This window comes from Arthrobacter sp. B2060 (assembly GCF_059090445.1).
The window spans coordinates 295,626-321,209 of the sequence record NZ_JBNHFR010000004.1 but is presented as its reverse complement, the minus strand read 5'-3'; the positions used below and the strand labels follow the sequence as shown (position 1 = coordinate 321,209).

The 25,584-nt window shown below is 60.0% G+C and carries 23 protein-coding genes; 17 read left to right on the top strand and 6 right to left on the bottom strand.

Going from position 1 to position 25,584, the window contains the following annotated elements:
• Nucleotides 1–5 precede the first annotated feature (5 nt).
• A complete protein-coding gene (gene paaE, locus AC5RUM_RS10285) occupies nt 6–1,244 on the top strand; it encodes a 1,2-phenylacetyl-CoA epoxidase subunit PaaE (RefSeq protein WP_494034827.1) in 1,239 nt (412 codons plus the stop codon).
• Between the two features lie 38 nt (nt 1,245–1,282).
• Entirely contained in the window at nt 1,283–2,062 is a 780-nt protein-coding gene (locus AC5RUM_RS10280) for an enoyl-CoA hydratase/isomerase family protein (protein ID WP_494034826.1), read from the top strand.
• Here AC5RUM_RS10280 and AC5RUM_RS10275 read toward each other — a convergent pair.
• The gene (locus AC5RUM_RS10275) at nt 2,059–2,538 is read right to left on the bottom strand and encodes a VanZ family protein (RefSeq protein WP_494034825.1); all 480 of its coding nucleotides are present in this window, start codon (nt 2,536–2,538) and stop codon (nt 2,059–2,061) included. The genes AC5RUM_RS10280 and AC5RUM_RS10275 overlap by 4 nt on opposite strands.
• An 86-nt stretch (nt 2,539–2,624) precedes the next feature.
• Between AC5RUM_RS10275 and galU the strand changes: the two genes are divergently transcribed.
• Complete coding sequence (galU, locus tag AC5RUM_RS10270; RefSeq protein WP_494034824.1) at nt 2,625–3,518, top strand: UTP--glucose-1-phosphate uridylyltransferase GalU; 894 nt, start codon at nt 2,625–2,627, stop codon at nt 3,516–3,518.
• 138 nt (nt 3,519–3,656) lie between these two features.
• Here galU and AC5RUM_RS10265 read toward each other — a convergent pair whose 3' ends face one another.
• The 3 genes from AC5RUM_RS10265 to AC5RUM_RS10255 all read right to left on the bottom strand — a co-directional run bounded on the left by AC5RUM_RS10265 (nt 3,657) and on the right by AC5RUM_RS10255 (nt 7,730).
• Nucleotides 3,657–4,259, bottom strand: coding sequence for an LPXTG cell wall anchor domain-containing protein (locus tag AC5RUM_RS10265; protein ID WP_494034823.1), 603 nt, complete (start codon nt 4,257–4,259; stop codon nt 3,657–3,659).
• A 156-nt stretch (nt 4,260–4,415) separates the two neighbouring features.
• The gene (locus AC5RUM_RS10260; RefSeq protein ID WP_494034822.1) at nt 4,416–6,077 is read right to left on the bottom strand and encodes a DUF4012 domain-containing protein; all 1,662 of its coding nucleotides are present in this window, start codon (nt 6,075–6,077) and stop codon (nt 4,416–4,418) included.
• Nucleotides 6,078–6,344: 267 nt separating this feature from the next.
• Nucleotides 6,345–7,730, bottom strand: a complete 1,386-nt coding sequence (locus tag AC5RUM_RS10255) for a sugar transferase (RefSeq protein ID WP_494034821.1) — start codon at nt 7,728–7,730, stop codon at nt 6,345–6,347.
• A gap of 530 nt (nt 7,731–8,260) precedes the next feature.
• Between AC5RUM_RS10255 and AC5RUM_RS10250 the strand changes: the two genes are divergently transcribed.
• From AC5RUM_RS10250 to AC5RUM_RS10215, 8 genes are all read left to right on the top strand, one after another.
• Nucleotides 8,261–9,730, top strand: a complete 1,470-nt coding sequence (locus AC5RUM_RS10250) for a tyrosine-protein kinase domain-containing protein (RefSeq protein ID WP_494034820.1) — start codon at nt 8,261–8,263, stop codon at nt 9,728–9,730.
• Nucleotides 9,731–10,004: 274 nt separating this feature from the next.
• Nucleotides 10,005–10,334 (top strand): acyltransferase, encoded by a 330-nt coding sequence (locus AC5RUM_RS10245; RefSeq protein ID WP_494034819.1) that lies wholly within the window; start codon nt 10,005–10,007, stop codon nt 10,332–10,334.
• Nucleotide 10,335: 1 nt separating this feature from the next.
• Nucleotides 10,336–11,475: a glycosyltransferase gene (locus AC5RUM_RS10240; protein ID WP_494034818.1), complete on the top strand. Its 1,140-nt coding sequence runs from the start codon at nt 10,336–10,338 to the stop codon at nt 11,473–11,475.
• Nucleotides 11,476–11,554: 79 nt separating this feature from the next.
• The gene (locus tag AC5RUM_RS10235; RefSeq protein WP_494034817.1) at nt 11,555–12,616 is read left to right on the top strand and encodes a lipopolysaccharide biosynthesis protein; all 1,062 of its coding nucleotides are present in this window, start codon (nt 11,555–11,557) and stop codon (nt 12,614–12,616) included.
• Nucleotides 12,613–13,680, top strand: a complete 1,068-nt coding sequence (locus AC5RUM_RS10230) for a polysaccharide pyruvyl transferase family protein (RefSeq protein ID WP_494034816.1) — start codon at nt 12,613–12,615, stop codon at nt 13,678–13,680. Before AC5RUM_RS10235 ends, AC5RUM_RS10230 begins: the two co-directional genes overlap by 4 nt.
• A gap of 56 nt (nt 13,681–13,736) precedes the next feature.
• A complete protein-coding gene (locus AC5RUM_RS10225) occupies nt 13,737–14,774 on the top strand; it encodes a glycosyltransferase family 4 protein (RefSeq protein WP_494034815.1) in 1,038 nt (345 codons plus the stop codon).
• A gap of 56 nt (nt 14,775–14,830) precedes the next feature.
• Nucleotides 14,831–15,853, top strand: coding sequence for a glycosyltransferase (locus AC5RUM_RS10220; protein WP_494034814.1), 1,023 nt, complete (start codon nt 14,831–14,833; stop codon nt 15,851–15,853).
• An 80-nt stretch (nt 15,854–15,933) separates the two neighbouring features.
• Nucleotides 15,934–17,325: an O-antigen ligase family protein gene (locus tag AC5RUM_RS10215; RefSeq protein WP_494034813.1), complete on the top strand. Its 1,392-nt coding sequence runs from the start codon at nt 15,934–15,936 to the stop codon at nt 17,323–17,325.
• 125 nt (nt 17,326–17,450) lie between these two features.
• On the opposite strand, the gene AC5RUM_RS10210 is transcribed toward AC5RUM_RS10215, so the two are convergent.
• Complete coding sequence (locus AC5RUM_RS10210) at nt 17,451–17,915, bottom strand: Lrp/AsnC family transcriptional regulator (RefSeq protein WP_494034812.1); 465 nt, start codon at nt 17,913–17,915, stop codon at nt 17,451–17,453.
• A gap of 159 nt (nt 17,916–18,074) precedes the next feature.
• On the opposite strand from AC5RUM_RS10210, the gene pdhA reads away from it, so the two are divergent.
• Genes pdhA through AC5RUM_RS10195 form a run of 3 tightly spaced genes read left to right on the top strand, consistent with a single transcriptional unit; the run spans nt 18,075 to nt 21,887 of the window.
• Nucleotides 18,075–19,337: a pyruvate dehydrogenase (acetyl-transferring) E1 component subunit alpha gene (gene pdhA, locus AC5RUM_RS10205; RefSeq protein ID WP_494034811.1), complete on the top strand. Its 1,263-nt coding sequence runs from the start codon at nt 18,075–18,077 to the stop codon at nt 19,335–19,337.
• On the top strand, nt 19,334–20,446 hold the full coding sequence (locus tag AC5RUM_RS10200) for an alpha-ketoacid dehydrogenase subunit beta (RefSeq protein WP_494034810.1): 1,113 nt from the start codon (nt 19,334–19,336) through the stop codon (nt 20,444–20,446). The genes pdhA and AC5RUM_RS10200 overlap by 4 nt, the downstream gene beginning before the upstream one ends.
• 4 nt (nt 20,447–20,450) lie before the next feature.
• Nucleotides 20,451–21,887 (top strand): dihydrolipoamide acetyltransferase family protein, encoded by a 1,437-nt coding sequence (locus AC5RUM_RS10195; RefSeq protein WP_494034809.1) that lies wholly within the window; start codon nt 20,451–20,453, stop codon nt 21,885–21,887.
• 62 nt (nt 21,888–21,949) lie between these two features.
• Here AC5RUM_RS10195 and AC5RUM_RS10190 read toward each other — a convergent pair whose 3' ends face one another.
• On the bottom strand, nt 21,950–23,365 hold the full coding sequence (locus AC5RUM_RS10190; protein ID WP_494034808.1) for a phosphomannomutase/phosphoglucomutase: 1,416 nt from the start codon (nt 23,363–23,365) through the stop codon (nt 21,950–21,952).
• A gap of 383 nt (nt 23,366–23,748) precedes the next feature.
• Between AC5RUM_RS10190 and AC5RUM_RS10185 the strand changes: the two genes are divergently transcribed.
• The 3 genes from AC5RUM_RS10185 to AC5RUM_RS10175 all read left to right on the top strand — a co-directional run bounded on the left by AC5RUM_RS10185 (nt 23,749) and on the right by AC5RUM_RS10175 (nt 25,495).
• A complete protein-coding gene (locus AC5RUM_RS10185; protein WP_494034807.1) occupies nt 23,749–24,564 on the top strand; it encodes an MBL fold metallo-hydrolase in 816 nt (271 codons plus the stop codon).
• A gap of 88 nt (nt 24,565–24,652) precedes the next feature.
• On the top strand, nt 24,653–24,937 hold the full coding sequence (locus AC5RUM_RS10180; protein ID WP_494034806.1) for a hypothetical protein: 285 nt from the start codon (nt 24,653–24,655) through the stop codon (nt 24,935–24,937).
• Between the two features lie 411 nt (nt 24,938–25,348).
• Complete coding sequence (locus tag AC5RUM_RS10175; RefSeq protein ID WP_494034805.1) at nt 25,349–25,495, top strand: hypothetical protein; 147 nt, start codon at nt 25,349–25,351, stop codon at nt 25,493–25,495.
• Nucleotides 25,496–25,584 lie beyond the last annotated feature (89 nt).

Here is a 25,584-nt window from a genome sequence, read left to right as displayed (position 1 = left end):
ACCCCATGCCCGTTGTCCGCCAGACTGCCGCCGAAACGGCGCAGGCCACCGGCCGCCGTCGTCCGTCCTTCCACTCCCTCACCGTCGCGGAGGTGCGCCGGCTCACCGAGGACGCCATTGAGGTGACCTTCGCGGTGCCGGCCGAGCTGGCCGGGCACTTCGACTACCTGCCGGGCCAGTACGTGGCCCTGCGCACCACGCTGCCGGATGAGACCGGCGAGCCGAAGGAGATCCGCCGCAGCTACTCCATCTGCGCCGAGCCGCGCAGCTTCGAGGACGGCAGCAGCGAGATCCGGGTGGCCATCAAGAAGGACCTGGGCGGCCTGTTCTCCACGTGGGCGAACGCCGAGCTGAAGGCCGGCGACACCCTCGAGGTGATGAGCCCGATGGGGGCGTTCGTCTCCAAGCACGGCCGGGACGGGCAGGCCGTGGAGCAGAACGTCATGAACTCCATGAACCGTCCCCAGCAGATGGCAAGCGAGCTCGCGGGGCAGCCGGGCAACTTCGTGGCGATCGCCGCGGGCTCGGGCATCACCCCGGTGATCGCGATCGCCCGCACGCTGCTGGCCGCGAACCCGGGCACCCGCTTCGACCTGATCTACGCGAACAAGGCCGCCATGGACGTGATGTTCCTGGAGGAGCTCGCGGACCTGAAGGACAAGTACCCGCAGCGCCTGGCGCTGCACCACGTGCTGTCCCGCGAGCAGCGGATCGCCCCGCTGCTCAGCGGCCGGATCGACGCCGAGAAGCTCCGGGCGCTGCTGGGCACCGCCATCCACGCGGACGACGTGGACGAGTGGTTCCTGTGCGGGCCGTTCGAGCTGGTGCAGCTGTGCCGCGACACCCTGGCCGAGCGTGGCGTGAAGCCGGAGCACATCCGCTTCGAGCTGTTCACCTCAGGCAAGCCGGACCGGCCCGAGGGCAACGCCGGCCGTCCCGTCATCGAGGACACCTCGGCGGACACCTACAAGATCACGTTCAAGCTGGACGGCCTGCAGGGCGAGGTGGCCAGCCCCACGCACGCCCGCGAGTCCATCCTGAACGCGGCGCTGCGCGTCCGCCCGGACGTGCCGTTCGCGTGCGCCGGGGGAGTGTGCGGCACGTGCCGGGCCAAGGTGGTCACCGGCAGCGTGACCATGGACGAAAACTACGCACTGGAGCAGGATGAGCTGGACAAGGGCTACGTCCTGACCTGCCAGTCGCACCCCACCAGCAAGGAAGTCACGGTCGACTTCGACGTGTAGGTCTTTTCCGAACATCCGGTCTCAACCCAAGGAGTCCCATGATCTCCCTCTCCATCGACAACGGCGTCGCCGAAGTCGTCCTGAACGCCCCGTACAAGCTGAACTCCCTCGACGAGCAGGCGCTGGCGGATTTAGCCCAGGCGTACGACGACGCCGCTGCCGCCGCCTCGCGCGGTGAGGTGCGGGCGCTGCTGCTCAGGGGAGAGGGCCGCGCCTTCTGCGCGGGCCGGGACATTTCCGGCGTGACGCCGGAGAGCGACGACGCCGAGGCGTACCTGGGCGGGCTGGTGCAGCCGCTGCTGCAGAAGATGGCGTCGTTCCCGGCGCCCACGTTTGCGGCGGCCCAGGGCGCCTGCCTGGGCGTGGGACTGGGACTGCTGCTGGCCACGGATGTGGTGTACGTGGCGGAGAACGCGAAGTTCGGCTCGCCGTTCGCCAAGCTGGGCGCCACGCTCGACTCCGGCGGGCACTGGTACTTCACCGAGCGGCTGGGCATGCACCGCACGCTCGATCTGATCTACACGGCCGAGCTGATGTCCGGAACCGAGGCTGTGGCGCAGGGGATGTTCAGCCGGGCCATGCCGGCGGACGAGCTGCTGGAGTCCACGCGGGCCATCGTCTCGCGGGTGGCAACCGGGGCGACCGGCGCGTTCAAGGCCAGCAAGGAGCTGGTGGCGCACATCCGCGACCAGCGCCTGGGCCTGTGGGCGTCCATGCAGGAGGAAAACGCCGAGCAGGCGAGGCTGTGCAAGAGCGAGGACTACGCCGAGGGGTTCAGGGCGTTCCAGGAGAAGCGCGAGCCGCAGTTCAAGGGCTAACCAACCCTCGGAGGCCTGTCAGGTTTCGGCGGCAGTGCTGGTTCGACCTGTCGAAGCCGCTCCTCCAGCTTGCCCAAAATCCAAAGCCCCAGCATTGCGCCGCTGGTATTCGCCACGAGATCCATTGCACTGGGGAACCGGTTGTGCAGGAACAGCAACTGGCCAGCCTCCATGCAGCACGATGCCAGGAACGCAGCAAGGATGATCCGTCCGCGAGGGAGTGCCGGAAATGCCAACGCGGCCAGTGTTCCGATCGGCGTGAACATGAGGATGTTGGACGCGAACTCAACGAAGCTGTAGTTGATCAGCTGGGGGAGACCGGCCGAGTGGAGGCCGAAGAGCACCGTCTGCAGCCTGCCGGTGACCGGCCGGTCAACGGGCGTGGGCCAATAAGCCACCAGGGCGAGTCCGGTGAGGTAGATGGCCAAGAGGCCGCGCGCCACGCTTACGGCGTCGAAGTCCTCCCATTTGCCCATAGGGAAAAGCTACGGGACTCTCTTCCCGCGTCGAAATCAGCGGACGGAGATTTTGTATTGGGCAAGTGAATTTGTAGGGTTCGTTCATGAAAACATTGGGGAAATCAGTTCGTAAGGCAGTCATTCCTGCGGCCGGCCTGGGAACTCGCTTCCTGCCCGCCACCAAGGCGATGCCTAAGGAGATGCTGCCGGTGGTGGATGCGCCGGCCATCCAGTACGTTGTCGAGGAAGCCCTCTCGGCCGGCCTTACTGACATCCTGATGATCACTGGCGGCAACAAGCGTGCCCTTGAGGATCACTTCGACCGCGCTCCTGCACTGGAGCGGACCTTGGAACTCAAGGGCGACCAGGCTCGTCTTGACGCCGTGCAGCACGCCTCCGGGCTTGGGCCAATCCACTATGTCCGTCAGGGCGAACCGAAGGGGCTCGGGCATGCTGTCCTTTGTGGCCGCCAGCACGTGGGCGACGAGCCCTTTGCGGTCCTCTTGGGTGACGACCTCATCGACGAGCGGGACGAGCTTCTGACCACGATGATGGAGGTCCAAGCGAAGACCGGCGGATCAGTGATTGCGCTCATCGAAGTGGAGCCGTCCCAGATCAGCGCCTACGGCTGCGCTGACATCACCTCGATTGATGGCGAGGACTACGTCCGTGTCAACAGCCTGGTGGAGAAGCCGTCCATTAACGAGGCGACCTCCAACCTGGCTGTCATTGGGCGCTATGTGCTGCACCCGGCGGTGTTCGATGTCCTGGAGACTGTGGAGCCCGGACGCGGCGGCGAGATCCAGCTGACGGACGCCCTGCAGACCCTCGCCGCAGGGGAGGGGGAGGGTTCTGGCGTTTATGGCGTCGTGTTCCGGGGCCGTCGCTACGACACCGGCGACAAGCTGAGCTATCTGAAAGCCGTGATCACACTGGCCTCAGAACGCGCTGAATTTGGTGAGGACCTGAAGTCCTGGATGAAAGCGTTCAACGGCTGATCAATTGAATCTGCTTGAAAGAGCCGGTGCGAATGCACCGGGCTCCTCTCTGGAGTAGTGGACGGAAACAAAGAGGCGGGTGCTTCTCTGGAAATCCAGAGAAGCACCCGCCTCTTATGGAGCGTTAGAACTTAATGCTTAGGCAGAAGCCTCAGCGTTGGCACGGCGACGAACTACAATCACCGAAGCAGCACCGGCTGCCAGTGCGCCGCCGCCAACGAGCGACCACAGCACGAGGCTGGAGTCAGCACCGGTGTTAGCGAGGCCAGCACCGCTACCGCCGGTGTTGGCCAGGCCAGCACCGCTGCCGCCGGCTGCGCCTGCGACGGTGACGGTCTGGGTTGCGACCTTGCCAGAGGTGACGCCGGTAGCAGTCAGCGTGTAGACGCCAGGTTCGCTGATGGACAACGGGAAAGCGAAGGAGCCATTGGCGTCAGCCGTGGTGCGGAACTCCTGTGCCGCCATAACGACGTTTATTTTGCCGGGTACGGAGCGGCTCGGACCGCCTGCGATGCTTGCGCCAGTCGATGCTGGAGGCGTGCCCGGCGTTACGCGGATGATGAGTTGTTCACCAGCGAGGAAGCCCTGGCCGGAGAAGGTAAAGGTTTCGCCGGGACCAACCACGCCGTCAGAAACAGCAGCATTGGCGGGCGGTGCCGGGTAGTTGGCGGCCATGGCCGGTGCGGTGCCGGTCAGCGCAATGGTTCCTGCGAGCGCGAGCGCAGCAATAGACTTCTTCATTTATGTCCCCCTGAGACCTTATAACACGGATGTCACATTATAGTGGAGATTCCCCATCCCCATGTGACCGTGGGGTGAATCTCGTTGTCCTGCCCACCAAAGATTAGCATCCCTGTACGGGTGCCACCAAAGTGAATCCAAACACTTTACATACTGTTAATGAGTTGGCTGTGGAGCCGGAACGCACTTCTCGGAAATAGTGCCTAAAACGACGTCCTTGAGCCCCTGAACGGTTGGTGTAACGGACAGGTTCGGCTCTGCGTGCTGCACGATCTTGTCGAAATTGAACTCGACCGTGCTGCTTTGGCCGGGGGCGAGCTGTACCGTGACCGCTCCTACTGGGCGACCGTTGTGTCTATGAGAGGCGAACCCTGTCTTCTTACCGGCCACAAACACCGTTTCGACGTTTGACTGCACGGGGCCATACGCAATGATGTTCGTCTGAACGCTACCCGCAGGAACCCCGAATGCACCTCCACCGGTCACGTATTCGGGAAGGGAGGTGGCCGCGTCTTTGGGTGCTGTGTTGGTGCTGGTAATGCGCACCTTGACTTGGGCGTAGCCGTCTGTGGTGCATTCCTTGATAAGCTGCGCGGTCCGCTTGACGTAGAAGTCCATCTTCGCGCCAGTACCATCATTGAAGTATGCGCCGAACTGCGCTGGCGAGTTGCTGCTGGCAGAGATCGAGCCGCCAAGGGGATATTTAGCGATTACGGATTGTTCGGCGGAATCAGCCGACCAGACGAAAACCCTGCCTTCGCCGACACCCCTAAAAATGCCTTCCATTAGCTTTCGGTTGTCGTTCTTGCCGGACGACAACGCCCCAAATACCTCCTTAGCGACGCTAGCAAAGTACAAGTCTTGCATCCTGGGTTCGGGTATCTCTGCGTAAACGTCTGAAAGTAGCGTCTTTACTACGTTTTCTTGATTCAGTTCGCTAGGCAATGCGCCATCCAGCAGGTCTTGCACCTGAGGATCGGACAAAGTTACAGGGCCAGTAGCGGTCAGCAGGTAGCTCAAAGCAACAGGGTCAATGGAAACAACTCCGTCGAGGCGTTCACCAGTCTTTTGCTGCCACATGGCTATTGCAGCAGTCGCCGACGTCGGAAAGTCTGGCGTGAGATTTACATCCTGCATGAATTTGCCGACGCGACCTGAATAGATCTGACGTTGTTCGGGATCGATCGGAATCGTTGGCGACATGGCCCCCAGCTGGGTTGCGCTTGTCTGCCTGTCGAGCGATACCTTCCCGTGATCCACCTTCATCACAGCCAAGGCACCGGGTATTCCCCCGGTGGCTCGGGTCTCGGCATTGTTCTGGATGAGGAGGAGATAGTTTCGTGGAGTTGAAGCCCCTAGCATGTCGGGGGCAAGCAATGCTGCGTCGGCCGACCCCTCCAATGTGGCCGACACAGCTCGTAGCTCGTTGTACGCGTTTGATAAAGGGACAGCAACCTGCGGGAGCAACGCCGTCTTATCGATATTTTGCAGCCGATCCGCAGACACGCTCACGGCATGAGCTGCGGACGTGACAGCCGGTGACGCACGTTGAAGGCGACCGAGGTCCATGCCTGCGCCGCTGGGAAAAAGGCTGTTCCACTCCAAAAGTCCGTAAACATTTGCAAGCGGCTTTGCCCCTAGGGTCACGACGTCATCTGCGGCGCGCGTAACTTCCGAAGTCGCGCTAAAATTTGGTCCGATCCAGGGCAGCGCCGCGGCTAGTATCCACAGCGGATCTTCAGTGGCAGTCCGCGCCTTCGCTGTATGGGTTGCCATCTCTTCAACAGCTTCGGCGGCAGCCTGATTCTTATTGTCCAAGATTGACTTTTTCAGCTGAGGCAATATCTTCGCTGCAGCATCTAGTTCAGATTTGACGACACTTGCCTTAATGCCCAGCCAGCCTGCGGCCGCAAAAAGGAGGACTGCCCCAACGGCCAGCCAGAGGGTAAGGGCAACGAGTCGGGACCGAAACAACCGCCGAGATCGGCCAGGGGCGTCACTTGATGACCCGGTTCGGTCTCCTCGGGGTGATACGGGTAAGTCAGTCATGGACAAAAGTAACCTCTTCGAAGATGATTGCGGCGGCTAATATGCGCCAGTGCTACGGAAAACCGCCCGAACTGTGCGGAGAAGGATTACAAAATCGCCGGCTAGCGACCAATTCTCGACGTAATAAAGGTCCAAGCGAACCGAGTCCTGCCAGGAGAGATTGGATCGTCCGCTCACTTGCCAGAGCCCCGTCAGACCGGGCTTGACCAGCAGTCGGCGTCGTACGTCGTGCTCATATTCTGCTACTTCTTTGGCCAGGGGCGGGCGGGGGCCGACAAGGCTCATGGAGCCTCCAAAAACGTTGAATAGCTGGGGTAACTCATCCAGGCTTAGTTTTCGGAGAAAGCTACCGACACGCGTGACGCGTGGATCGTTCCTGATTTTGAATAAAACCCCGTGACCTTCGTTCTGGTGTTCTAGTTCGGCAAGGCGAGCCTCGGCGTCTACGACCATCGACCTAAATTTCAGCATCTTGAAGGTACGTCCCTCGATCCCCACTCGTTCCTGTCTGAAAAGGGCGGGTCCCCGACTATCTGCCTTCACCACGATTGCTATCACCGCCATCAGGGGCGAAGCGGCCACTATAAGCAACCCCGAGACGATTACATCAAATAGGCGTTTGGCAACACGCTGGCCGCCCTCAAGAGTCGGAGTCGTTACGTGTATCAGGGGCAATCCTGCGACCTGTTGAGTGTGGATCCGCGGTCCAGCAATGTCTGTAAGGGCAGGGGCCATGATGAGTCCGACATTGCGCGCGGCCAGTTCCCAGCCTAGGTGACGGATAGTCTGTGGATGAAGCTGAACGCCTGCAGACACGGCCACCGCGTCGGCCTCACACAGGTCGATGGCAGCCATAATCGCAGACGTAGAAGGGTCGTGGCCCAAAATGGGGAGACCGGATACGGGTTCATTCGGTTCCGTATGGACGGTACCGGGAATGTAGGCGGCAACCGGTAGGTATCCCGCGTGTTTTGCCCGAGCCAGGCTTGAAGACAAGTGGGCCACGGCACTGGCTCCGCCGATAAGCATCAGTCGAGACATGCTGTTGCCGCCTTGCCGGTCAACGCTGAGGTGCTGCCTCATTAGCCAACGGGCTAGGACTAGCCCGAGCAAGCCTGCCGGTAGCGCAACGCCGACATAGCCGCGTGCCGTGTCGATCCGTGACACGTAAGAAAATATGGCCACGAGCCCAAACAGCCACAGTGAGGCGGCAGCCACTCTCTTGTATTCCTCGGTCCCGGCTCCCAAGATGCGGCTTTGCCGGCTGTTCCAAGCCGCCAGCATAAGCCACCAGCCAATGACCAGAGCTCCGGAGATCCAGAGATACATTGAGTCGCCATCCGACCCGCGCTGCTCCGACTCCAGTCCGAACCGAATGATGTATGCGCCAGCAACCGCCCAAACAATGACTGCAGCGTCCACAACGGCGATGCGTCTTGAGTACTTGAGTCGCCAGTCAAGAGTGCGCCCCATCAAGTCCCCCAATTACCCCGCTAGTTCCAGACTCTGATCGGAATCAGATTACAGGTTCTTTTGACTTGACCGATCCGGGTACTCGTCACATTCCAGTGGGCGTTCATTGCCCATTCATAGTTAGGAGCGAGTGAGAGGCCATTAGGGCTAATCAGTGTGACAGCCGTGCAGTGTGGCTGGCATCCGGTAGATCTTCTAGGACTTGGACTATCTTCAGCTTGCAGAGCACGGCTCATTAGCAATAGATGCGCCGGCGGGGCACTTTCTGGCGCCAGTTTGGATTGGGCGGGGGGAAGGGCCAGGCAAGCAGCCTGTTTTCTCAGGCGATCGGCGGCGGCTGAGCGTCTAGTATAGTTGTGACCGCACGAATATTGCCGTTCTGCTGACGTGCCTCGGGCGGGTCTCGGCACAAGCCCAAGGGGGGACTTCGGAGTTTGGAAATACGTGACTACCTTCGGTTGCTCAGACGTAACTGGATCATGATCGTGGTGCTGGCTCTCGCCGGCTTGATAGCTGGCGGAACGGCGTCCCTTCTGGCAAAACCAAGCTATTCATCGACGACCCAACTTTTTGTTGCCATCCAGAGTTCTGGCAGTGTAACCGAGCTACAGCAGGGGAACACGTTCAGCCAGGCGCGCGTTCAGTCTTACGTCAAAACAGTGACGACGCCAGCCGTTCTCGACCCCGTAATTGAAAAGCTCGGGTTGAACATGACAGCGATCGAACTGGCTAATGAAATAAAGGCCAGCTCTGACCTCAATACTGTGCTCATTACGATTTCGGTCAATGACAACTCACCGGTGCAATCCGCCGCAATCGCCGCCGCTGTGGCAGACAGCTTGGTGAAAGCTGTTGACAGCCTAGAAAAGCCGCAGAATGGCGGGCAATCTCCAGTGCGACTTTCCGTCGTCACTCCAGCAACAGCACCTGACGCGCCGACATCGCCCAACACTAAACTGAATCTGATCTTGGGCTTGGCTATCGGACTTGTCTCAGGTATTGCCGCTTCAGTACTCAGAACCATCTTGGACAATAAAATCCGCGGTGAAGTCGATGTACGCAACGTAACCTCAACTCCTATCCTCGGAGGCATCACCTTCGATGCAGACGCCGTTAAGAAGCCTCTTATCACCCACGTCGAAGCGCTGAGTCCACGAGCTGAGTCCTTTCGTCAGTTGCGTACGAACCTCCAGTTTGCCCATATAAGCAATAAGAGCAAGACCGTGCTCATCACTTCGTCGCTTCCAGGCGAGGGTAAGAGCACAACCGCTACGAACTTGGCCATATCAATGGCGCAGTCGGGGCAGTCTGTCGTGTTGATAGATGCAGACCTGAGGCGGCCCATGGTGGGAGACTACCTGGGACTTGATAGGACGGTGGGGCTTACTACCGCGCTTATTGGTCAGGCTGAGGTCGAGGACCTCCTGCAAAGCTGGGGAGCGCATGATCTTTACGTTCTAACTTCCGGTCAGATTCCGCCAAATCCGAGTGAGCTCTTGGGCTCAGATCAGATGCGTCGACTACTGGAGAGGTTGGAGGCGACATTTGACGCCGTCATAATTGACGCACCGCCGCTACTTCCCGTGACTGACGGAGCGGTGCTCTCTCAGCTGGTCGGCGGCGTCGTCCTCGTCGTTGGGATGCAGGGCGTCCGCCAGGCGGAACTTGAAAAGTCGCTCACGGCCCTCGAAATGGTTGAAGCTGAAGTACTTGGACTAGTTTTGAACCGGATCCCTGCCAAGGGTCCTGATGCCTACGCATATGGCGGCTACTACCGGTACGAAAGCCGTAAGGAGGTTCGCCAGACAGAGCCTCAGTTGAGCCAGCACGATGGACGTTCCCCTGGAGGCAGGCGTTTGTCCGATAAAGCCCATCTCCAGTCCTCACAATTTGGGGAACTTATGCTGCCCGGCAGCGAACGTGCACCTCAGCGCTTCCGCTCAAATTAGCTAATACCGCTTCGGCTGGTTCGATGATGTCGAAAGCCAGCAGTGCTTGAAAGGGTTCACCATGCCTAAGGTTGCAGTCAGAAAGCTCAGAAGATTGATGGAGGTGGCCTACAACCTCCTTTTCACGCACTTTCCGTCCCATACCGTGCGCCTATCAGTCCTACGATTAGCTGGAGCGAAGATTGGCCAGTCGACATCGATCTTTCGTGGGACAACTGTGCTTGCGGCGGACCGTCTGGAGGTAGGAGACAGCGTCTCGGTAGGATTCCGTTGCATGCTGGACTCACGCGGCGGGCTGGTCATCGGCGACAGGACCGTCATTGCAAGCGATACACAAATCATCACCGCCGCGCACGAGGTCCACTCTCCGAGCTTCGCTGCATACATGAAGCCGGTGGACATCGGTTCCTATGTATGGCTCGCGAGTCGTGTGACGGTACTTCCGGGTGTCTCCATTGGTGACCGAGCGGTCGTCGGCGCCTGCTCCTTGGTCCGGAAAGACGTGCTCTCTCAGGAAATCGTGGTGGGAAATCCAGCTCAGAAGGTTGGTCATCGAGAGGCCGAACTCGATTATGATCCAGCCTACCGGCCGCTATTTTATTAGGGTGACCGTGATATCTACACAGGATGACACCAACCACGATCTTGAACAGATTCCTGCGACGCTTGTAGTCGTTGCACCACGCGGGAACTCAGGTGGAGTCGGTGACTACGCTGAAGACTTCGTATCGGAGGCGGCTAAAGGCTTCCAGAGCTTCCACGAAATTCGCACCGGTGGCCCTGGGCAGGTGGGGATCCTTGACCTGATAAAGGACCGCCTACGTCTCAAGCAGGTTTTGAAGCAAGTGAGAGGCGACGGACGACCAGTCGTTCTTCACTTTGAACTGTCTGCTGGTTCCTTAGCCCCCTTCTGGTTATTGGCCGGGCAAAGGGGATCACTCACGACGGCCACAGTCCACGATCCGCCCTTTAGCGTTTGGTGGCCTTTTAGGTCACAACTGATCGCCAAGAACAGATGGATTAATCATGGGCTGCACTTCCCGTTGCGTAGGCTGAGCGCGGCTCTCGAGCGACGGGTGTTGAAGAATACGGTACTTATTGCTCTTAGTGATCTGGGTAAGACCGGATTGCAGCAAAAGTTTCCAGGCTGTGAAGTACTCAGTGCCCGGCACTACGTGCCTTCGCGACCGAAATCAACGCCAGTCGAACAGCGGCCGCTGGCCATTGGACTCTTTGGTCATGCCTACAAAGGCAAGGGCTTCGACAGACTCGTAGAGCTTCGGAAGGTTCTTCCGGACCAAGTTGACATTATTGTTGCCGGCCGGGGTACGGAGAAGTTGGCCCCTGTACCTGGAGTGACCATCTTGGGCGGCGTCGATGCCGCGGCCGAGGATGACTTCTTCAACTCGGTGAGGGCCATACTTTTGCCGTACGCAAACACGAGCCGATACGGCGAAATCCTTTCGGTCTCCGGCGTGGCTGCTAGGGCCTTTGCGTACGGAACTCCGGTTGTTGCGTCCGAGTCGGGCACGTTATCGGAGGCTTCGCGAGATGGTGGGCTCGTCACCGCGCCGAACGATGTCCAGCTCTTGTCAGAGCTCACATTCAGTACTGTAACCGACGACGCTACTCTGAGACTCCTTGGGGAACAAGCAACTCTGTTGCAAGCTGCTCGGTCACTGGCCGAAGCCGTGACGCCTTTCAGGGAACGTTGGGGAAAAGTTGCTTCGAAATCTCCGGCGTGAGTCCAAGATATTAACCGCCCTATGGGCCTCCGGCTGGATGTATCTTGGACGCTTCTTGGGCTTGGGCTGGACAGTCGTGGTGGTAGCCCAACTGGATGTGGGCGATTACGGTCGATACGCCATGGCTTTTGCGGCCTCCGGAATATTTGTCGGCGTAATTGACAATCCGTTTCTTGTCAGATCGATTCGAATCTCCGAGCGTGCTTTTGAACGTGAGCGACGCGTGCGCACGTCTTTTAGCGTGTGCTTGGTTCTGGCCGGCTTAAGCCTGATTCAACTCAACTATATTATTGGGTTCGCTATAGTGATAGCCGGCGGAGAAATAGCATTGAATGCGCTTAAGTCGCACTCAGTTCGTGGTGGTTTAGTAGACCGAGTGATGCTTTTGGATCTTGTTAGACAAGCTCTAAGCATTGCTGTTGGCGGCGCGTACCTGGTCATGGCAGCGGATCCAAGTGTCGAAATGGCCTCGCTTCTCTATGCCGGAGCATATATGGGTGCAATTCTCATTGCCGCTCTGCGATATGGCTTTGCCCTCCCGCGGTTGCCCGGGAAGGCCCGAGAATCGATCCTGCTCAGCTTCGGGGCGCTGGCTGGCGCCGGATACGCGCAAGGTGACGTATTGGTCCTCGGGGTCGTGGCTGGCGAGGAAGCGGCGGGGACCTATTCGATTGCCTCGCTTATCGCGTGGTCTGCAGCCGGATTATTTCTGAATCACGCGAACACTCATGTTAAAGAGTTGCGGGCAGGGGGGCCGGGCGCGCGTCTGGTGCGCGTTGTCCCCCCAGCCATTGGTATAGGTTCCGTCGTGCTGTTCAGCGGCCTTCTGTTGATCTGGCTGGGGATGATGGACCCTCTCGGCCCGACTCTGACCGTCTTGTCCCTATTCGTAGTCCTCAGAGCGATAAATCATGTATGTACTGTTGCTCTAACAGTGGCGCGGAAGGACATGACACGCACGTTGGCGACCGTTGCCACAACGCTGGTGGATTTCTGCTTGGTGCTTGTCTTCGTGTCGCAAGGCAGCATTGGTGCCGCCGTGGCTGCAGTCATTAGCGAGGCTCTTCTATGTCTTGTCTATTTAAGAGCGCACAAGAATGTCTCTGCATATATCGGCTCAAGAACCAGGGAAATCGTATGAAGAAGAATGCTGGGACCGTGTGGTTGTTGGGTGCCTATGGAAATGGGAATCTTGGGGACGATATGCTGGGCGATCTCGCCCGTAGGTCACTTGAGTCTGCGGGTCTGCGCCCCAAGGTGTTCGCTGGTGAGTTTTTTCCTTTCGCCAAAGACTCGGTTCATGGACGACGAGCCATAGTCGCGAATTTGCGTAGGCGGGACCGGCTCCTCATCGTGGGAGGAGGTCTTCTTAACGATCATTTTGGGCACGGTTTCTTGATGCATTTTGCGTCTCTGGCCGTTGCGCTCCGCCTGAAGGGGATAGAGCACTCATTCGTTGGGATCGGCGTAGAGGGCTTCAAGACAAGGCTCGGAGCTATGTTGGCCCGTGTCGCGTTAGGCCTGGCTCGGTCCGTTTCCGTTAGGGACCGGCCATCTAAGACGAATATTGAACGCATAGGTGGCACTGCACAGGTGATTCCGGACATCGGATGGTTGGCACGACGTCACCTGCCCGCTGCAAGCCTCTCGGCACCAAGACAACTTGTGGTGTTCACGATCGCAATCGAAAATGAATCGTTCAGATCGACTCGTGAAGAAGTCATTCGAGTCGCCGTAGCAGAGGTTTTGCAGAAAACCGATAAGGACGTCGTGCTTATTGCTATGCAGACCAGCGCGGTGCCAGCTCTTGATGATTACCGGTCCCTGTGCTCGATCCAGCGGTCGCTTGCATCGAACCGTGTCTCTGTGAGCCACCCGGAAAACTATCGGGAGCTCTACGCTGTCTTACAAGAAGCAAGCGTGGTCGGCGGATATAGGTTGCACGCCGGCGTATTGGGTGCCATAGCCGGCAGTCGCGTCGTCGCTGTCAGTCGCTCGCACAAGGTACGTGAAGCCCTATCTATGCTTCCTCAATGTTCTGTGTTGGACGAAGAATCCCTTGGTGCTCAATATCTTTCATTTGGCTCGAAGATTGTCGAGGCATGTTTGATGCCTGCAGTTGCAGACGAAGAAATGCAGATTTTGGACAGCTATTGCGAGACGGTGGAGCTGGAACTCGTAGGTAAGGGAAGTGGCGTTAATTGAGAGTGGACTTTCTATTATCCAAGGATCCCGCAACTGAACATGGTGGTGACGTCGCCATGACTAAGCTCGTAATGTCTCTGGCGCGGGAAAGCTTCGCAGTCGGGGGCATAGCTTTGAGCTCCAACTTTCAGATCAGCAGTGACGGCATCAGGCGTACACCAAAGCCGCCGCTGAACAATGTTGGATTGTTAGTTAGAAGTATGCAAACTCAGAAGAGCCTGATTCACTGTCGTTTTGAGACGCCAGGACTTGCGAGAGTTATTGCAGAATCAAAAGCAGACCGGTTCGTCGCGGAGCACGCCTACATGGCTGAATCATTCCTTACCGCGAGGCCGAGTGAAGCTCGGGAATCCCTGTTGGTCAATAGTCACGTATCTGAAGCCGATGTTTGGAAAAATACCCGACCGAAAGTCATGCAATTTGAACACCGCCGGCTTGTCAATGACGAAAACCGCATTGCTACGCTGGCGCGATCAACCGCTTACTTCGATCGAGAAGAAGCATTGAGTTCACCGGCAGCGAAACCCTATTGGCTTAATTTGACGCTCGCGCCCAAGGCGGCGATTGATCGTTCCTTGACGCCTCCGATCCTTGTGTTTCTCGGAGATCGTACTTGGCCACCCAACGAAGACGCAGCCCAACGCGCATTGAAATTGTGGCCCCTTATCTCAGCGGGAATCCCCAATGCCCAACTTGTGCTCGTCGGTAAGCCCGCCAAGGGGTCGCGGCCCAGGCGACTGCCGCCTGATGTTCAGGACATGAATTTCGTGTCAGATCTGGATGGACTGTTATCCAGTGCGCGGGCACTGATTGCACCAGTACAGACTGGTGGCGGTGTCCGCGTGAAGGTACTCGAAGCGGCCTCAATTGGGCTCCCCGTATTGGGGACGCGGGCTGCCTTGGGGTCATTGCGAGATGTTCTACCGCTGGATGAACATGACGATGACGCCAGTCTGGTCGAGGCGTCCCGTGCCATGTTGATGGATCCTCAACTCGCCAGGCGAACGGGGACGGCTCTATTTCAAGTAAACGCCGATCGCTGGACCGAAAAGGCTCCGCATACTGTTATTCATGACTGGCTGGTTGGACATTGAACTCTCCCTGGACTATCTCCCATGACTTTGCGTTCCATTTCGGCGGTGCTGAACGTGTGACCGCACAGTTGCACACCGCTGTCGGAACCGAGAAAGTAAAAATCCTGGCTGGGAATTTTGAAACTGTTGAGCGGATGGGAATCGGTGACTGCCATGAATTCTTGTCGCCTAGCTGGGTCCATGAAGGAAATTACCGGCCCTTAGCCGTCATGCATGCGCTAAATGCCCTAATGCGTTCAAGAGTTCATGGAAATTTGTTGGCCTCTTCCTATGGCTTCGCACACATGCTGAGAAGCGAGGGTTCAAAGGTTGTCTACTGTCATTCACCGTTGCGCCAAGCATGGAGCGGGGTGGAGGAGTATTCCAGATCCATGGGTAAAATCGTCGGATCTGCCTGGCGATTCGGCGCTGCTCCTCTGGTACGCGGCCTTGACCTCCACTCTGTTCGCTCCACGGACCACTTCATATCGACTAGTAGGGCCGTTCAAGCGCGTATCCGTAGTTACTATGGCCGTGACTCTGAAATCATTCCTCCCCCTGTCGAGGACTTCTTCTATCCGTCTTTTGAACCTACGGCCGATCATAAGGAATACGTTTGGGCTGGTCGGATCGTCGAGCCCTATAAGAAGCTCGGAATTCTGATTGATGCATTTTCCGACTCCCCGGGCCGAATGCTCACAGTCGTCGGCGATGGGCGAGATCGGCATGCCTTGGAAGCAAGAGCGCCTCGCAACGTAAAGTTCGTCGGCCCAGCCAGTTCGGAGGCTCTGGCGGAGATCTTTCGGCGGGCGTCCGCGGTCATAATGCCGAGTGAGGATGATTTCGGCATGGTGGCCACAGAGGCCATCTCAACCGGTACACCGGTAGTTGCTTTCAGAGGCGGCGGTGCGCTTGACACGGTGACGCATTGTGTTTCTGGAATTCTTTACGATGAGTCTTCACCGCGCGGCATTCTCCGCGGGTTGCATGAGTTTGAACTTCAATCATGGAACCGAAAGGAGGTGGCGCGATGTGGCGATCCATATCGGGCAGCAACGTTCCGCCAAGCGATCAAAAGCTTCTTGGCCGGCATAGGCTAGACCCCTATTTCCTTATTCTGCTTCCCGTCGTAATTCTAGTATCGGGAGTAGTAGCCATAGCCGATGGGATGTGGCGGGCGGTGGCTTTCGCCCTTATCGTCGGACCTATTGCCGTCGCCATCATTTTTCGTCGACCTATGTTGATCGCCAGAACCATAATGATCGTCCTTGGCGTCGCACCTTTTTCCTCGTTGCCAGTATTTGGGTTTCAGATTCAGTTGATTCTCTTTTTGACTGTCATCTATTGGATATCTATCGCCATTGGATTGATCCCGAAAGCCGCCTCTGGAGAGGTCTGGAAGCCTGGACTCATAGCGATTTTCGGGTTGTTATTTGCAAGCTTCCTGGCGTACATCGCAACTCGAGGACAGTTCGGCCTTGCCGACGATATCGAGTTTTGGAAATGGGCCATTGCAGTCAGTCTTGTTTTAGTTCTAGCTCGCCACGCTGCACATGAAATACGCAGGCTAGCTCGAACGTTCGTTGTCTCGACCGCCGCGGGTGCGGTCTTTGCCCTAGCCAGTATCGTTCCTGGCGGATCATTCCTTCTAAACCTCTTGGGTGCGATCGGATATCAGCGGAATGCGGACGACAGCCAGGCTTATTTTCTGCAAAATGGCGAACGGGTGGCTGCCAGACTATCTGGCAGTTTCGTGGATCCCAACATCGCAGCGATGTTCTTTTTTGTGGCGGTTGTTTTTGCTTTCTTACTTTTCAAAGGTCACGCTCGGTTTTGGCTAGTCTGTGTACTTCTCGCGGCGCTCGTGGCAACGCTCAGTCGCGGTGGAATGCTCGCGCTCGCTTCGACTTTGATTGTGTTTGTGGTGTTCAATCGGAAAAATCTCGGGCGGAGGGCGGGCATTCTGGTTGCGAGTGGTGGATTCACTGCGCTGGTGTTTGCGATACCTGTTACGAGGCAACGGCTGTTGACAAGTTTCGGTCAGCAGGACATAGGGACTGTGGACCGTCTCGAAGCTCTGGACCAATTTTCGTCCATCATGACCAACGATTGGTTATGGGGTCTCGGCTGGGGACGCCCAGAGTTTCGAAATGCGGCCGTGTCATACGCAGTTAATATGGTGGCGAATGCTCCCCTTGCCAGTGTGTATCGGGCCGGTCTGGTGGCTGGAACAGGTTTCCTCATGCTGCTTCTCGTAAGCGTATGGGCCGCAATGGTGATGATTCGTATGGGATCGTGGCGGAGTGTGGCAGCCGGTGGCATGGTGCTGGGTTTCATCGGTGCGCTGCAAACCGGCTACGGCGTCATCACGATTACTCCCATGACTGCCTTGATGTCTTTACTTCTGCTCGTGATAATTCGGATGGACGCCTTCTTGGGCGCGCCAAGCGAGAATCAGATGCAATTGGGTTCGAATCTCGAAGCCGAGGCGACACATTTGAGTCCCCTTCAACGGCGCGCCCAACGAATGAAGGCACCAGGCTCCGCGCCGACGCGATCGCGCGTGATGTAAGGCTGTTACATCTTTCGCCACACTTCCTTGGCTGCTGGCAGCAACCCATCCGTTGATTTTTCTGCGTATAGAGGTTTGCCATTCAAACACACGATCATCGGACAATATCTTCAACCGGACAGAAGTTACCGCGTATCCACATCCTCAAACACTAGAAACGTCTGTGTATCAAGCACGCCGGGCATGGACTGCAGCTGATCAAAGATCACCCGGCGCAGGTCCACGTTGTCCACGGCCCGCACCAGCAGGATGACGTCGAAGTCCCCGCCCACCAGCGCGATGTGGTGCACCTCCGGGATTGCCCGCAGGAGCTCCCGGAGCTCACGCCAGGAATGCTGCCGCACCTTGAGCGTCACGTAGGCGGAGGACTTCAGACCGGCCTTGATCGGATCCACCAGCGCCGTGAACTTGGTCAGCACGCCCTCTCCGGTCAGCCTGGCGATCCGCGTGTAGGCGTGCGCCCGCGAGATATGGACGTTCTCGGCCACCTGCGTCACTGACATCCGCCCGTCCCGTGTCAACTCCGCGATGATGTTGCGGTCCACATCATCCAGCGGCACCGCGGCCTGCCCAGGCTCGGCTTCTGCCATTTGTCTACTACTCCCGTCGGTAAGCCAGCTCACACTTACGATTTGTCTTTCAGGGTAGGGCAATATCTAAAACTTCTCCACGATTCGCGCTGAGGCTGGATACGAAACATCGTCCGGGATGATACTGAAAGCGAATAGTGGCTACAGAAGGACGGACCAATGACGATCTCCGCGGACCACACTGCCCGAGACCGGGCAGCGCAGGACCGGCAGATGCCGGACCAAGATGAGGACCTTCACGTAGAGGGCCCTGTTGCCGAGGCCGTGCGCAAGTTCGGCATCACTGTTGAGGACTACTTGCTCCCGGCCCGCCACCAGATCCAGATGGTGGACCAGGACGGCAACCTCAAGCCGCACTCCGAACAGGGCACCGAGCCTGGGCATGAGTACCCCCTGCCTGGCGACGAGGAACTGTTGGCCGCATACGAGCAGCTTGTCGTCGGCCGCCGCGTTAATGACCAGAACTCAGCACTGGTCCGCCAAGGCCGCATGGCCGTCTATCCCTCCAGCCACGGCCAGGAGGCCTGCCAGGTCGCAGCCGCCCTGTGCCTGTCGGCGGGCGACTGGATGTTCCCCACGTACCGTGACTCCGTGGCCGTCATGGCCCGCGGCGTGGACCCCGTACAGACGATGACACTCTTCCGCGGCGACTGGCACAGCGGCTACAACCCTGCCGAGCACAAGGTCGGCATCCAGTGCACCCCGCTCACCACCCAGCTGCTGCACGCCGTCGGCGTCGCGCACGCCGCCAAACTGCGCGGGGAGGACACGGTCGTCCTGGCCATGTGCGGCGACGGCGCCACGAGTGAGGGGGACTTCCACGAAGCCCTGAACTTCGCCGCCGTCTTCCACCTCCCGGTCATCTTCTTCGTGCAGAACAACCAGTACGCAATCTCGGTGCCGCTGGCCCACCAGTCCGTTGCGCCGTCGCTTGCCCACAAGGCCGTCGGCTACGGCATGGCCGGAGAGCGCGTGGACGGGAACGACGTCGTTGCCCTCCTCGCGGTTCTTGACCGCGCCGTAAAACTCGCCCGCGAAGGCTCCGGGCCGCTCCTCGTGGAGGCCCACACCTACCGCATGCAGGCGCACACCAACGCAGACGACGCCACGCGCTACCGCCAGGACAGCGAGGTGGCCCAGTGGGTGGCCCGCGATCCGCTGACGCGGATGAAGAAGTACCTGACGGACAAGGGGCTGCTGGACGACGACGGCGAGTCCAGAATCGCGGACAAAGCGGAAGCAGTTGCCGCGCAGCTCCGCAACGGCCTTAGTGCGGACGTTCCCGTGGATCCGCAGGATCTCTTCAAACACGTCTTCACCGCCCCGACGCCACAGCTGAAGGAACAGTCCGCCCTGCTCGCCGACGAGCTCGCCCGCGACGCCAGCGCCGGCGCTGCATCCGATACGGAGGCCGCAGAATGAGCCCCACCATCACCACTTCGTCCGAGGCCAACGGTAACGTCAGTTCCGCCACTGCTAGGGCGGCCGCCACTGCTGCGGCGTCCGCCGAGGCAGCCGGCCCCCAGCCCGTCACCATGGCCAAGGCCCTCAACACCGCCATGGCCGACGCCATGCACGCCGACAAGTCCGTGCTGGTGTTCGGCGAGGATGTCGGCATGCTCGGCGGGGTCTTCCGCATCACCGACGGCCTCACCAAGACCTTCGGCGAGCAGCGCTGCTTCGATACGCCGCTGGCTGAGTCCGGCATTGTTGGAATGGCCGTGGGCATGGCCATCAACGGCATGCGCCCTGTCATCGAGATGCAGTTCGACGCATTCGCGTACCCGGCATTCGAACAGATCGTCAGCCACGTGGCCAAGATGCACAACCGGACCAAGGGCGCGCTCAAACTGCCCATGGTCATCCGCGTCCCGTATGCCGGCGGCATCGGGGGAGTGGAGCACCACTGCGATTCGTCCGAGTCCTACTACGCCCACACCGCCGGCCTGAAGGTCTACACCCCGGCCACGGTGGCAGACGCCTACCGCATGCTCCGCGAAGCCATCGCCTCCGACGATCCTGTGATGTTCATGGAGCCGAAGAAGCTTTACTGGTCCAAAGACCTGGTGGACCTCGAAGCGCTCCGCAGGGAACACGAAGCCAACGCCGAACGGGGGACGTCCACGGAAGGCCGCGCAGCCGTCGCCCGTCCCGGCACCGACGCAACGCTGATCGCGTACGGGCCGTCCGTGCCGACGGCGCTCGCGGCCGCTGCCGCCGCGGCCGAGGAAGGCCGCTCCCTGGAAGTCATCGACATCCGCACCATCGTGCCGTTCGACGATGAAACCGTCGCCGTCTCCGTCCGGAAGACCGGCCGGGCCGTGGTCATCGCCGAGGCACACGGCTTCGCCTCCGTGTCCTCCGAGATCGTGGCCCGCGTTCAGGAACGCTGCTTCCACTACCTTGCGGCGCCGATCCGCAGGGTGACGGGCTTCGACGTCCCGTACCCGGCCCCGAAACTCGAGCACTACTACCTGCCCGGCGTGGACCGCATCCTCGACGCCGTGGACGACCTCCAGTGGGAAGACTGATCAGATGAGCGAAACCAAAGTATTCCTCCTCCCCGACCTGGGCGAGGGCCTCACAGAAGCCGAACTCGTGAACTGGCTCGTGGCCGTCGGCGATGAAATCCGCGTGGACCAGCCCATCGCTGAAGTGGAGACCGCCAAATCCATGGTGGAGGTCCCGTCACCCTACGCCGGCACCGTCGCCGAGCTGCACGGCGAACCGGGCCAGACGCTGGACGTGGGCAAGCCGCTGATTTCGGTGACACCTGTCGGTGGCTCGATGGCGCAGCAGCCTGCTGAGGTGACGGCCGAAACCTACCGCGAGGAAGAAAAGGCGGGCTCCGGCAACGTCCTGATCGGGTACGGAACTCCGGGCGGTGCGACAACGGTCCGTCGGACCCGCCCGCGCCGCACTCTCTCGTTGGTTGAGCCTGACGAAACCAGGACCGCCGAAACCGGCACCCAGCCGAAGCTGACCACTGCCGCCGACGACCTCATCCTGAAGCGCACCCGGGTTCCCGGCAAGCTGGGGGCGGTCATTTCCCCGCTGGTCCGCCGGATGGCTAAGGAGCATGGCGTGGACCTAGGACATGTTCAGGGCTCGGGTGAAAGTGGCCTGATCATGCGCCGCGACGTCGAAGCCGCCATCACGCAAACCCCGGTCGTTGAACCTGTTGAAACCAAGCCATCACCGCTGGTTGGGCCTGTCGAATCCAGCACGACCAATGCCGATCCCCGTACCGGCCTTGGCATCGTGAGCCGGACGCCGGTCCGCGGTGTCCGCAAGGCCGTCGCCGCCAACATGAGCCGGAGCCGCTCGGAGATCCCCGAAGCAACCGTCTGGGTGGATGTCGACGCCACGGCTCTCGTTGAGATGCGGGCCGAGCTGAAGAAGAAAGACGGTCACAACACTCCCGGGCTCTTGGCGTTCATCGCCCGTTTTGTCACGGCCGGGTTAAAAAAGTATCCGGAGCTGAATACGAGAATCGTCACGGCTGAGGACACGTCCGGCGGCGAACAGCAGGAGATCGTGGCCTTCGACGGCGTCAACCTGGGCTTTGCGGCCCAGACTGAGCGGGGCCTGATGGTTCCGTCGGTCCGCAACGCAGACAAGCTCAGCTCCCGCCAACTCGACGCCGAGATCAGGCGGCTCACCGCCGTCGCGCGTGACGGCAAGGCGACACCTGCTGAACTTGGGAGCGGCACTTTCACGCTCAACAACTATGGTGTGTTCGGCGTGGACGGCTCCGCGGCCATCATCAACTATCCGGAAGTGGCAATCCTCGGTGTGGGCCGGATCATCGACAAGCCGTGGGTAGTCAACGGCGAACTCGCAGTCCGGAAGGTCACAGAACTGACACTGACTTTCGACCACCGGGTATGCGATGGCGGAATTGCAGGCGGATTCCTGCGATTCGTTGCAGACGCTATCGAGAAGCCCGGCTCTGTGCTGGCTGACTTGTAACAACCCGAACAAGGGTTAGCGGGAAGAACAGGGGTGCCAGCGCACAGAAGCGTGTATTGCCTTTACCGGACCAGGGCGAGCACGCGGTCGCGGACGCGCTCCATGGTGGCGTGGTCGGTGGCTTCGGCGTTGAGGCGCAGGTACGGCTCGGTGTTGGACGGGCGAAGGTTGAACCAGTAGCTGCCGTCCGCTGCCGTGAACGTGCTGCCGTCCATGGTGTCCACGGTGACGTCCTCCCCGGCGAAATCAGCGCGGACGCGCTCCACGGCGCCGGCCTTGTCTTCGATCTCCGAGTTGATCTCGCCGGAGGAAACGTATGGCTCGTACTCGCGGCCGAGCTCGGACAGCGGGCCGTCCTGCTCGCCCAGGGCGGCCAGCACGTGCATCGCGGCGAGCATGCCGGTGTCTGCGTTCCAGAAGTCGCGGAAGTAGAAGTGGGCGGAGTGTTCGCCGCCGAACACCGCGCCTTCCGTGGCCATGACGGCTTTGATGAAGGAGTGGCCCACGCGCGTGCGGACGGCCCGGCCGCCCTCCTGCGCCACGAGCTCTGGCACCGCACGGGAGGTCAGCAGGTTGTGGATGATGGTGGGTGTTTCCTCACCCTGGGCCTTGGCGCGTGCGATCTCACGGCGGGCAACCATTCCGGTGATGGCCGACGGCGAGACGGGCTGGCCCTTTTCGTCGATGACGAAGCAGCGGTCGGCATCGCCGTCGAAGGCCAGTCCGATGTCCGCGCCGTGCTCGACGACGGCGGCCTGAAGGTCGCGCAGGTTTTCCGGCTCCAGGGGATTGGCCGGGTGGTTCGGGAAGGAGCCGTCCAGCTCGAAGTACAGCGGGATGATGTCGAGGGGCAGCTTCGGCAGCAGGGTGTCGCCGAGGACTGCGGGGGTGGTGAGTCCGGCCATGCCGTTGCCGGCATCCACCACGACCTTCAGCGGGCGGGACCCGGAGAGGTCCACGAGCGTGCGCAGGTATTCGGCATAGCCCTTGAGGATGTCCTGGACGCCGATCTGGCCGCGGTTCGCGGCGGCGGGGATGGAGCCTGCGTTGAGGTACTGCTCGGCCAGGGCCTGGATCTCCTTAAGCCCTGATTCCGAGGAAATGGGCACGGCGCCTGCCTTGGCCATCTTGATGCCGTTGTATTCGGCCGGGTTGTGGCTTGCCGTGAACGTCGCACCGGCCGCGTTGAGGGCGCCGCACGCGTAGTAGAGCTCATCCGTGGAGATGAGGTCCAGCAGCTGGACGTTTGCCCCGCGGGTGGCGGCGCCGCTGGCAAAGGCCTTGCTGAACTCGGGGGAGGAGGGGCGCATGTCACCGCCGACCAGGACCGTCTGGCCTTCCAGTTCCAGCACGTCAACGAAGGCGGCCCCCACGGCTTCGACGATTTCAGCGGTGATGGAATCGCCCACGATGCCGCGGACGTCATACGCCTTGAACGAGGCTGAAAGGTCAAAAGTATTGGTCTGGTTGCTAGTCACGGGATTTATCGTAAGCGCTGGTAGAGCGTGCCATGTCATCGAGCTAGTCTCCGTGTTCGGCCCACTTAGCCATGGCCACAAGAGCGGATCCCTCTTTTTTGGTAGGACGTTACATGGTTTGTTCTCTTCCCACATTGGTCGCAATAGTTGACATGTTGTTTCGTAGCCACAGCGGAATACACTGCAAATACTCGTTTGGCTCAACTTTCATACGCCGCTGTAGGAATGCCAGAGCAATTCTGGTTGCCGACCAAAGAGTGCGGAAGGCGCCTACCCGAACTTTTCTTGGCTCCGACCACGGCGTTCGCCGACGGTCGAGGACTCCCTCTGGGTAGAATCGAGGCCTGAAGACCGCAGATGCTCCCAAGATTTACGGAGAACGAATGTCACGATGGCTCGAGGTCGGCGCGGACAACTACGTGCTGACGACGGAAGGTTCAAAGCTCAACACCGGCCTGATTATCGGCACGGAACGGGCCATGGTGATCGATACTGGATGCGGGCCGCGGCAAGGGCGCGAGATTCTTGACGCTGTGCGGGAAAAGACTCAGCTGCCCCTGGTTGTCGTGAACACGCATGCGCACTACGACCACTTCTTTGGTAACGCAGTGTTCGCCGAGGACGGCGCCACCGAATTCTGGGCTCACGAGAACTGCGCCGAGGAAATCGGTGAAAACGGGGATGCCCAGCGGCCCGCCGTTGCTGAACTGGAGCCGGAAATGGCCACCGGTGAAGGCGCAAACGTTGAACTGGTGGTGCCCAATGCGCTTGTCCGGGACCAGCCGGTCCTGGTGGATCTGGGCGGACAGACAGCCACACTGTTCTACCTTGGCCGCGGGCATACCGACGGCGACCTGCTGGCCGGTACCACGACAACGCTGTACGCGGGAGACTTGGTGGAGCAGGGAGCGCACCCCTCGTTCGAAGACTCGTATCCGGAGGAATGGGCCGACGCCCTGCGCCACCTCTCGGCGCTGCGGCACCGCTACGAATTCCTAATTCCCGGACACGGTGAGCCGTGCAGTGACCGCTTCGTCAGGACCATGGCGGACACCATGTCTACCGCCGTCCGGCAGGCACGCCAGTCGATCCGGGATACGCCGTCCGACGCCACGAAGGCCATTCCTGTTTTGCCGTACGGGCCGGAGCAGTCCCGCTGGTTCATCAAGCGCCTGCAGGAGACGCGGCCGCAACACTGAGGCTGAGTACACACCGTAGAGGCTCGGCCCGAAAAACAGGTACCAGCTACTCTGGGGCCCCGATCGCACTCGCTCTAGTTTTGAGTGCATGAAGACCGGAATCCGCGACTCGATCCGCCAGTTTATCGAGCGGAACATTATCGCCGACGACCCTCTGCCCCAGCGGTCCTGGCTAGACCAGCAGGACTTGCCCAGCCGGGAGCGGAGCATAGACGCTCCCGTTTCCGGGCTGCCCGGGGCTCCGCTGGCCCCCCTCCCTGGACGGCACAGCGCAGTACCGCACCTGCAGTCCTTCGGCAGGCTGAAGGGACGGCGGGCTGCGCGTGTCCATCGTGCCATCGGCTCGCTGGATGAGGTGAGTGACAAGATCTGACGGGCGGTGCCGTGTCTGCGTCACATTGCGTGTGACTTGAGCTTTTCTTGAGCTTGTGCCGCTAGCGTCGCCGGCATGAGTGCTTACGGGGCAACAGATACGGCAGGGATAGGCTGCGGGAGAGCCGCCGCCGTCATCTTCGGGCGCTGGCCTACGTAGGCTTGGCATGTCTGGCTCTGGGAACCGCAACCGTGGTGGTGCTCGCGCTCCAGAAATAGACCCGGAGAGGGCGCTGCTGCGCCATGCTGACGCAGAGACAATTCGTGTCGACCGCGTGTCCAGTTGGACAGCCACGTTGACTGCTAAGTAGTCTGACCGCAGATCTATGGGGGATCTCATTGCCAGTTACTGTCGCCGTTGCCAGACCTTAATGCGGTTGCGTCGCAGGTCTCACCGTCTCGGAGGTTCACCGTGGCATTTCCCGACTTCATCTTTGCGCTCTCCGCCGTGCTGGGCAGCCTCCTGGTTCCGTTCGCAGGCCTTTATGGGCTGCTGCGCCTGAAGCGCCGTGCGGTGGCTCCAGTCGTGTCCCAGCCCGTCCCGGCACGGGTGGAGTAGCCGTGCCGTACATCGACATCAATCCCCACCGCAGCCGCCCCAAGTGGTGGAGCTACGTAATCCTTGGGATACTCATCCTCCTCACGGCC

Coding starts and splice junctions, on each gene's coding strand:
- AC5RUM_RS10230 (WP_494034816.1), top strand. CDS start 12,613: ATGAAGAAGAATGCTGGGACCGTGTGGTTGTTGGGTGCCTATGGAAAT.
- AC5RUM_RS10245 (WP_494034819.1), top strand. CDS start 10,005: ATGCTGGACTCACGCGGCGGGCTGGTCATCGGCGACAGGACCGTCATT.
- galU (WP_494034824.1), top strand. CDS start 2,625: ATGAAAACATTGGGGAAATCAGTTCGTAAGGCAGTCATTCCTGCGGCC.
- AC5RUM_RS10185 (WP_494034807.1), top strand. CDS start 23,749: ATGTCACGATGGCTCGAGGTCGGCGCGGACAACTACGTGCTGACGACG.
- AC5RUM_RS10225 (WP_494034815.1), top strand. CDS start 13,737: ATGACTAAGCTCGTAATGTCTCTGGCGCGGGAAAGCTTCGCAGTCGGG.
- AC5RUM_RS10195 (WP_494034809.1), top strand. CDS start 20,451: ATGAGCGAAACCAAAGTATTCCTCCTCCCCGACCTGGGCGAGGGCCTC.
- AC5RUM_RS10280 (WP_494034826.1), top strand. CDS start 1,283: ATGATCTCCCTCTCCATCGACAACGGCGTCGCCGAAGTCGTCCTGAAC.
- paaE (WP_494034827.1), top strand. CDS start 6: ATGCCCGTTGTCCGCCAGACTGCCGCCGAAACGGCGCAGGCCACCGGC.
- AC5RUM_RS10275 (WP_494034825.1), bottom strand. CDS start 2,538: ATGGGCAAATGGGAGGACTTCGACGCCGTAAGCGTGGCGCGCGGCCTC.
- pdhA (WP_494034811.1), top strand. CDS start 18,075: ATGACGATCTCCGCGGACCACACTGCCCGAGACCGGGCAGCGCAGGAC.
- AC5RUM_RS10200 (WP_494034810.1), top strand. CDS start 19,334: ATGAGCCCCACCATCACCACTTCGTCCGAGGCCAACGGTAACGTCAGT.
- AC5RUM_RS10250 (WP_494034820.1), top strand. CDS start 8,261: ATGATCGTGGTGCTGGCTCTCGCCGGCTTGATAGCTGGCGGAACGGCG.
- AC5RUM_RS10180 (WP_494034806.1), top strand. CDS start 24,653: ATGAAGACCGGAATCCGCGACTCGATCCGCCAGTTTATCGAGCGGAAC.
- AC5RUM_RS10210 (WP_494034812.1), bottom strand. CDS start 17,915: ATGGCAGAAGCCGAGCCTGGGCAGGCCGCGGTGCCGCTGGATGATGTG.
- AC5RUM_RS10265 (WP_494034823.1), bottom strand. CDS start 4,259: ATGAAGAAGTCTATTGCTGCGCTCGCGCTCGCAGGAACCATTGCGCTG.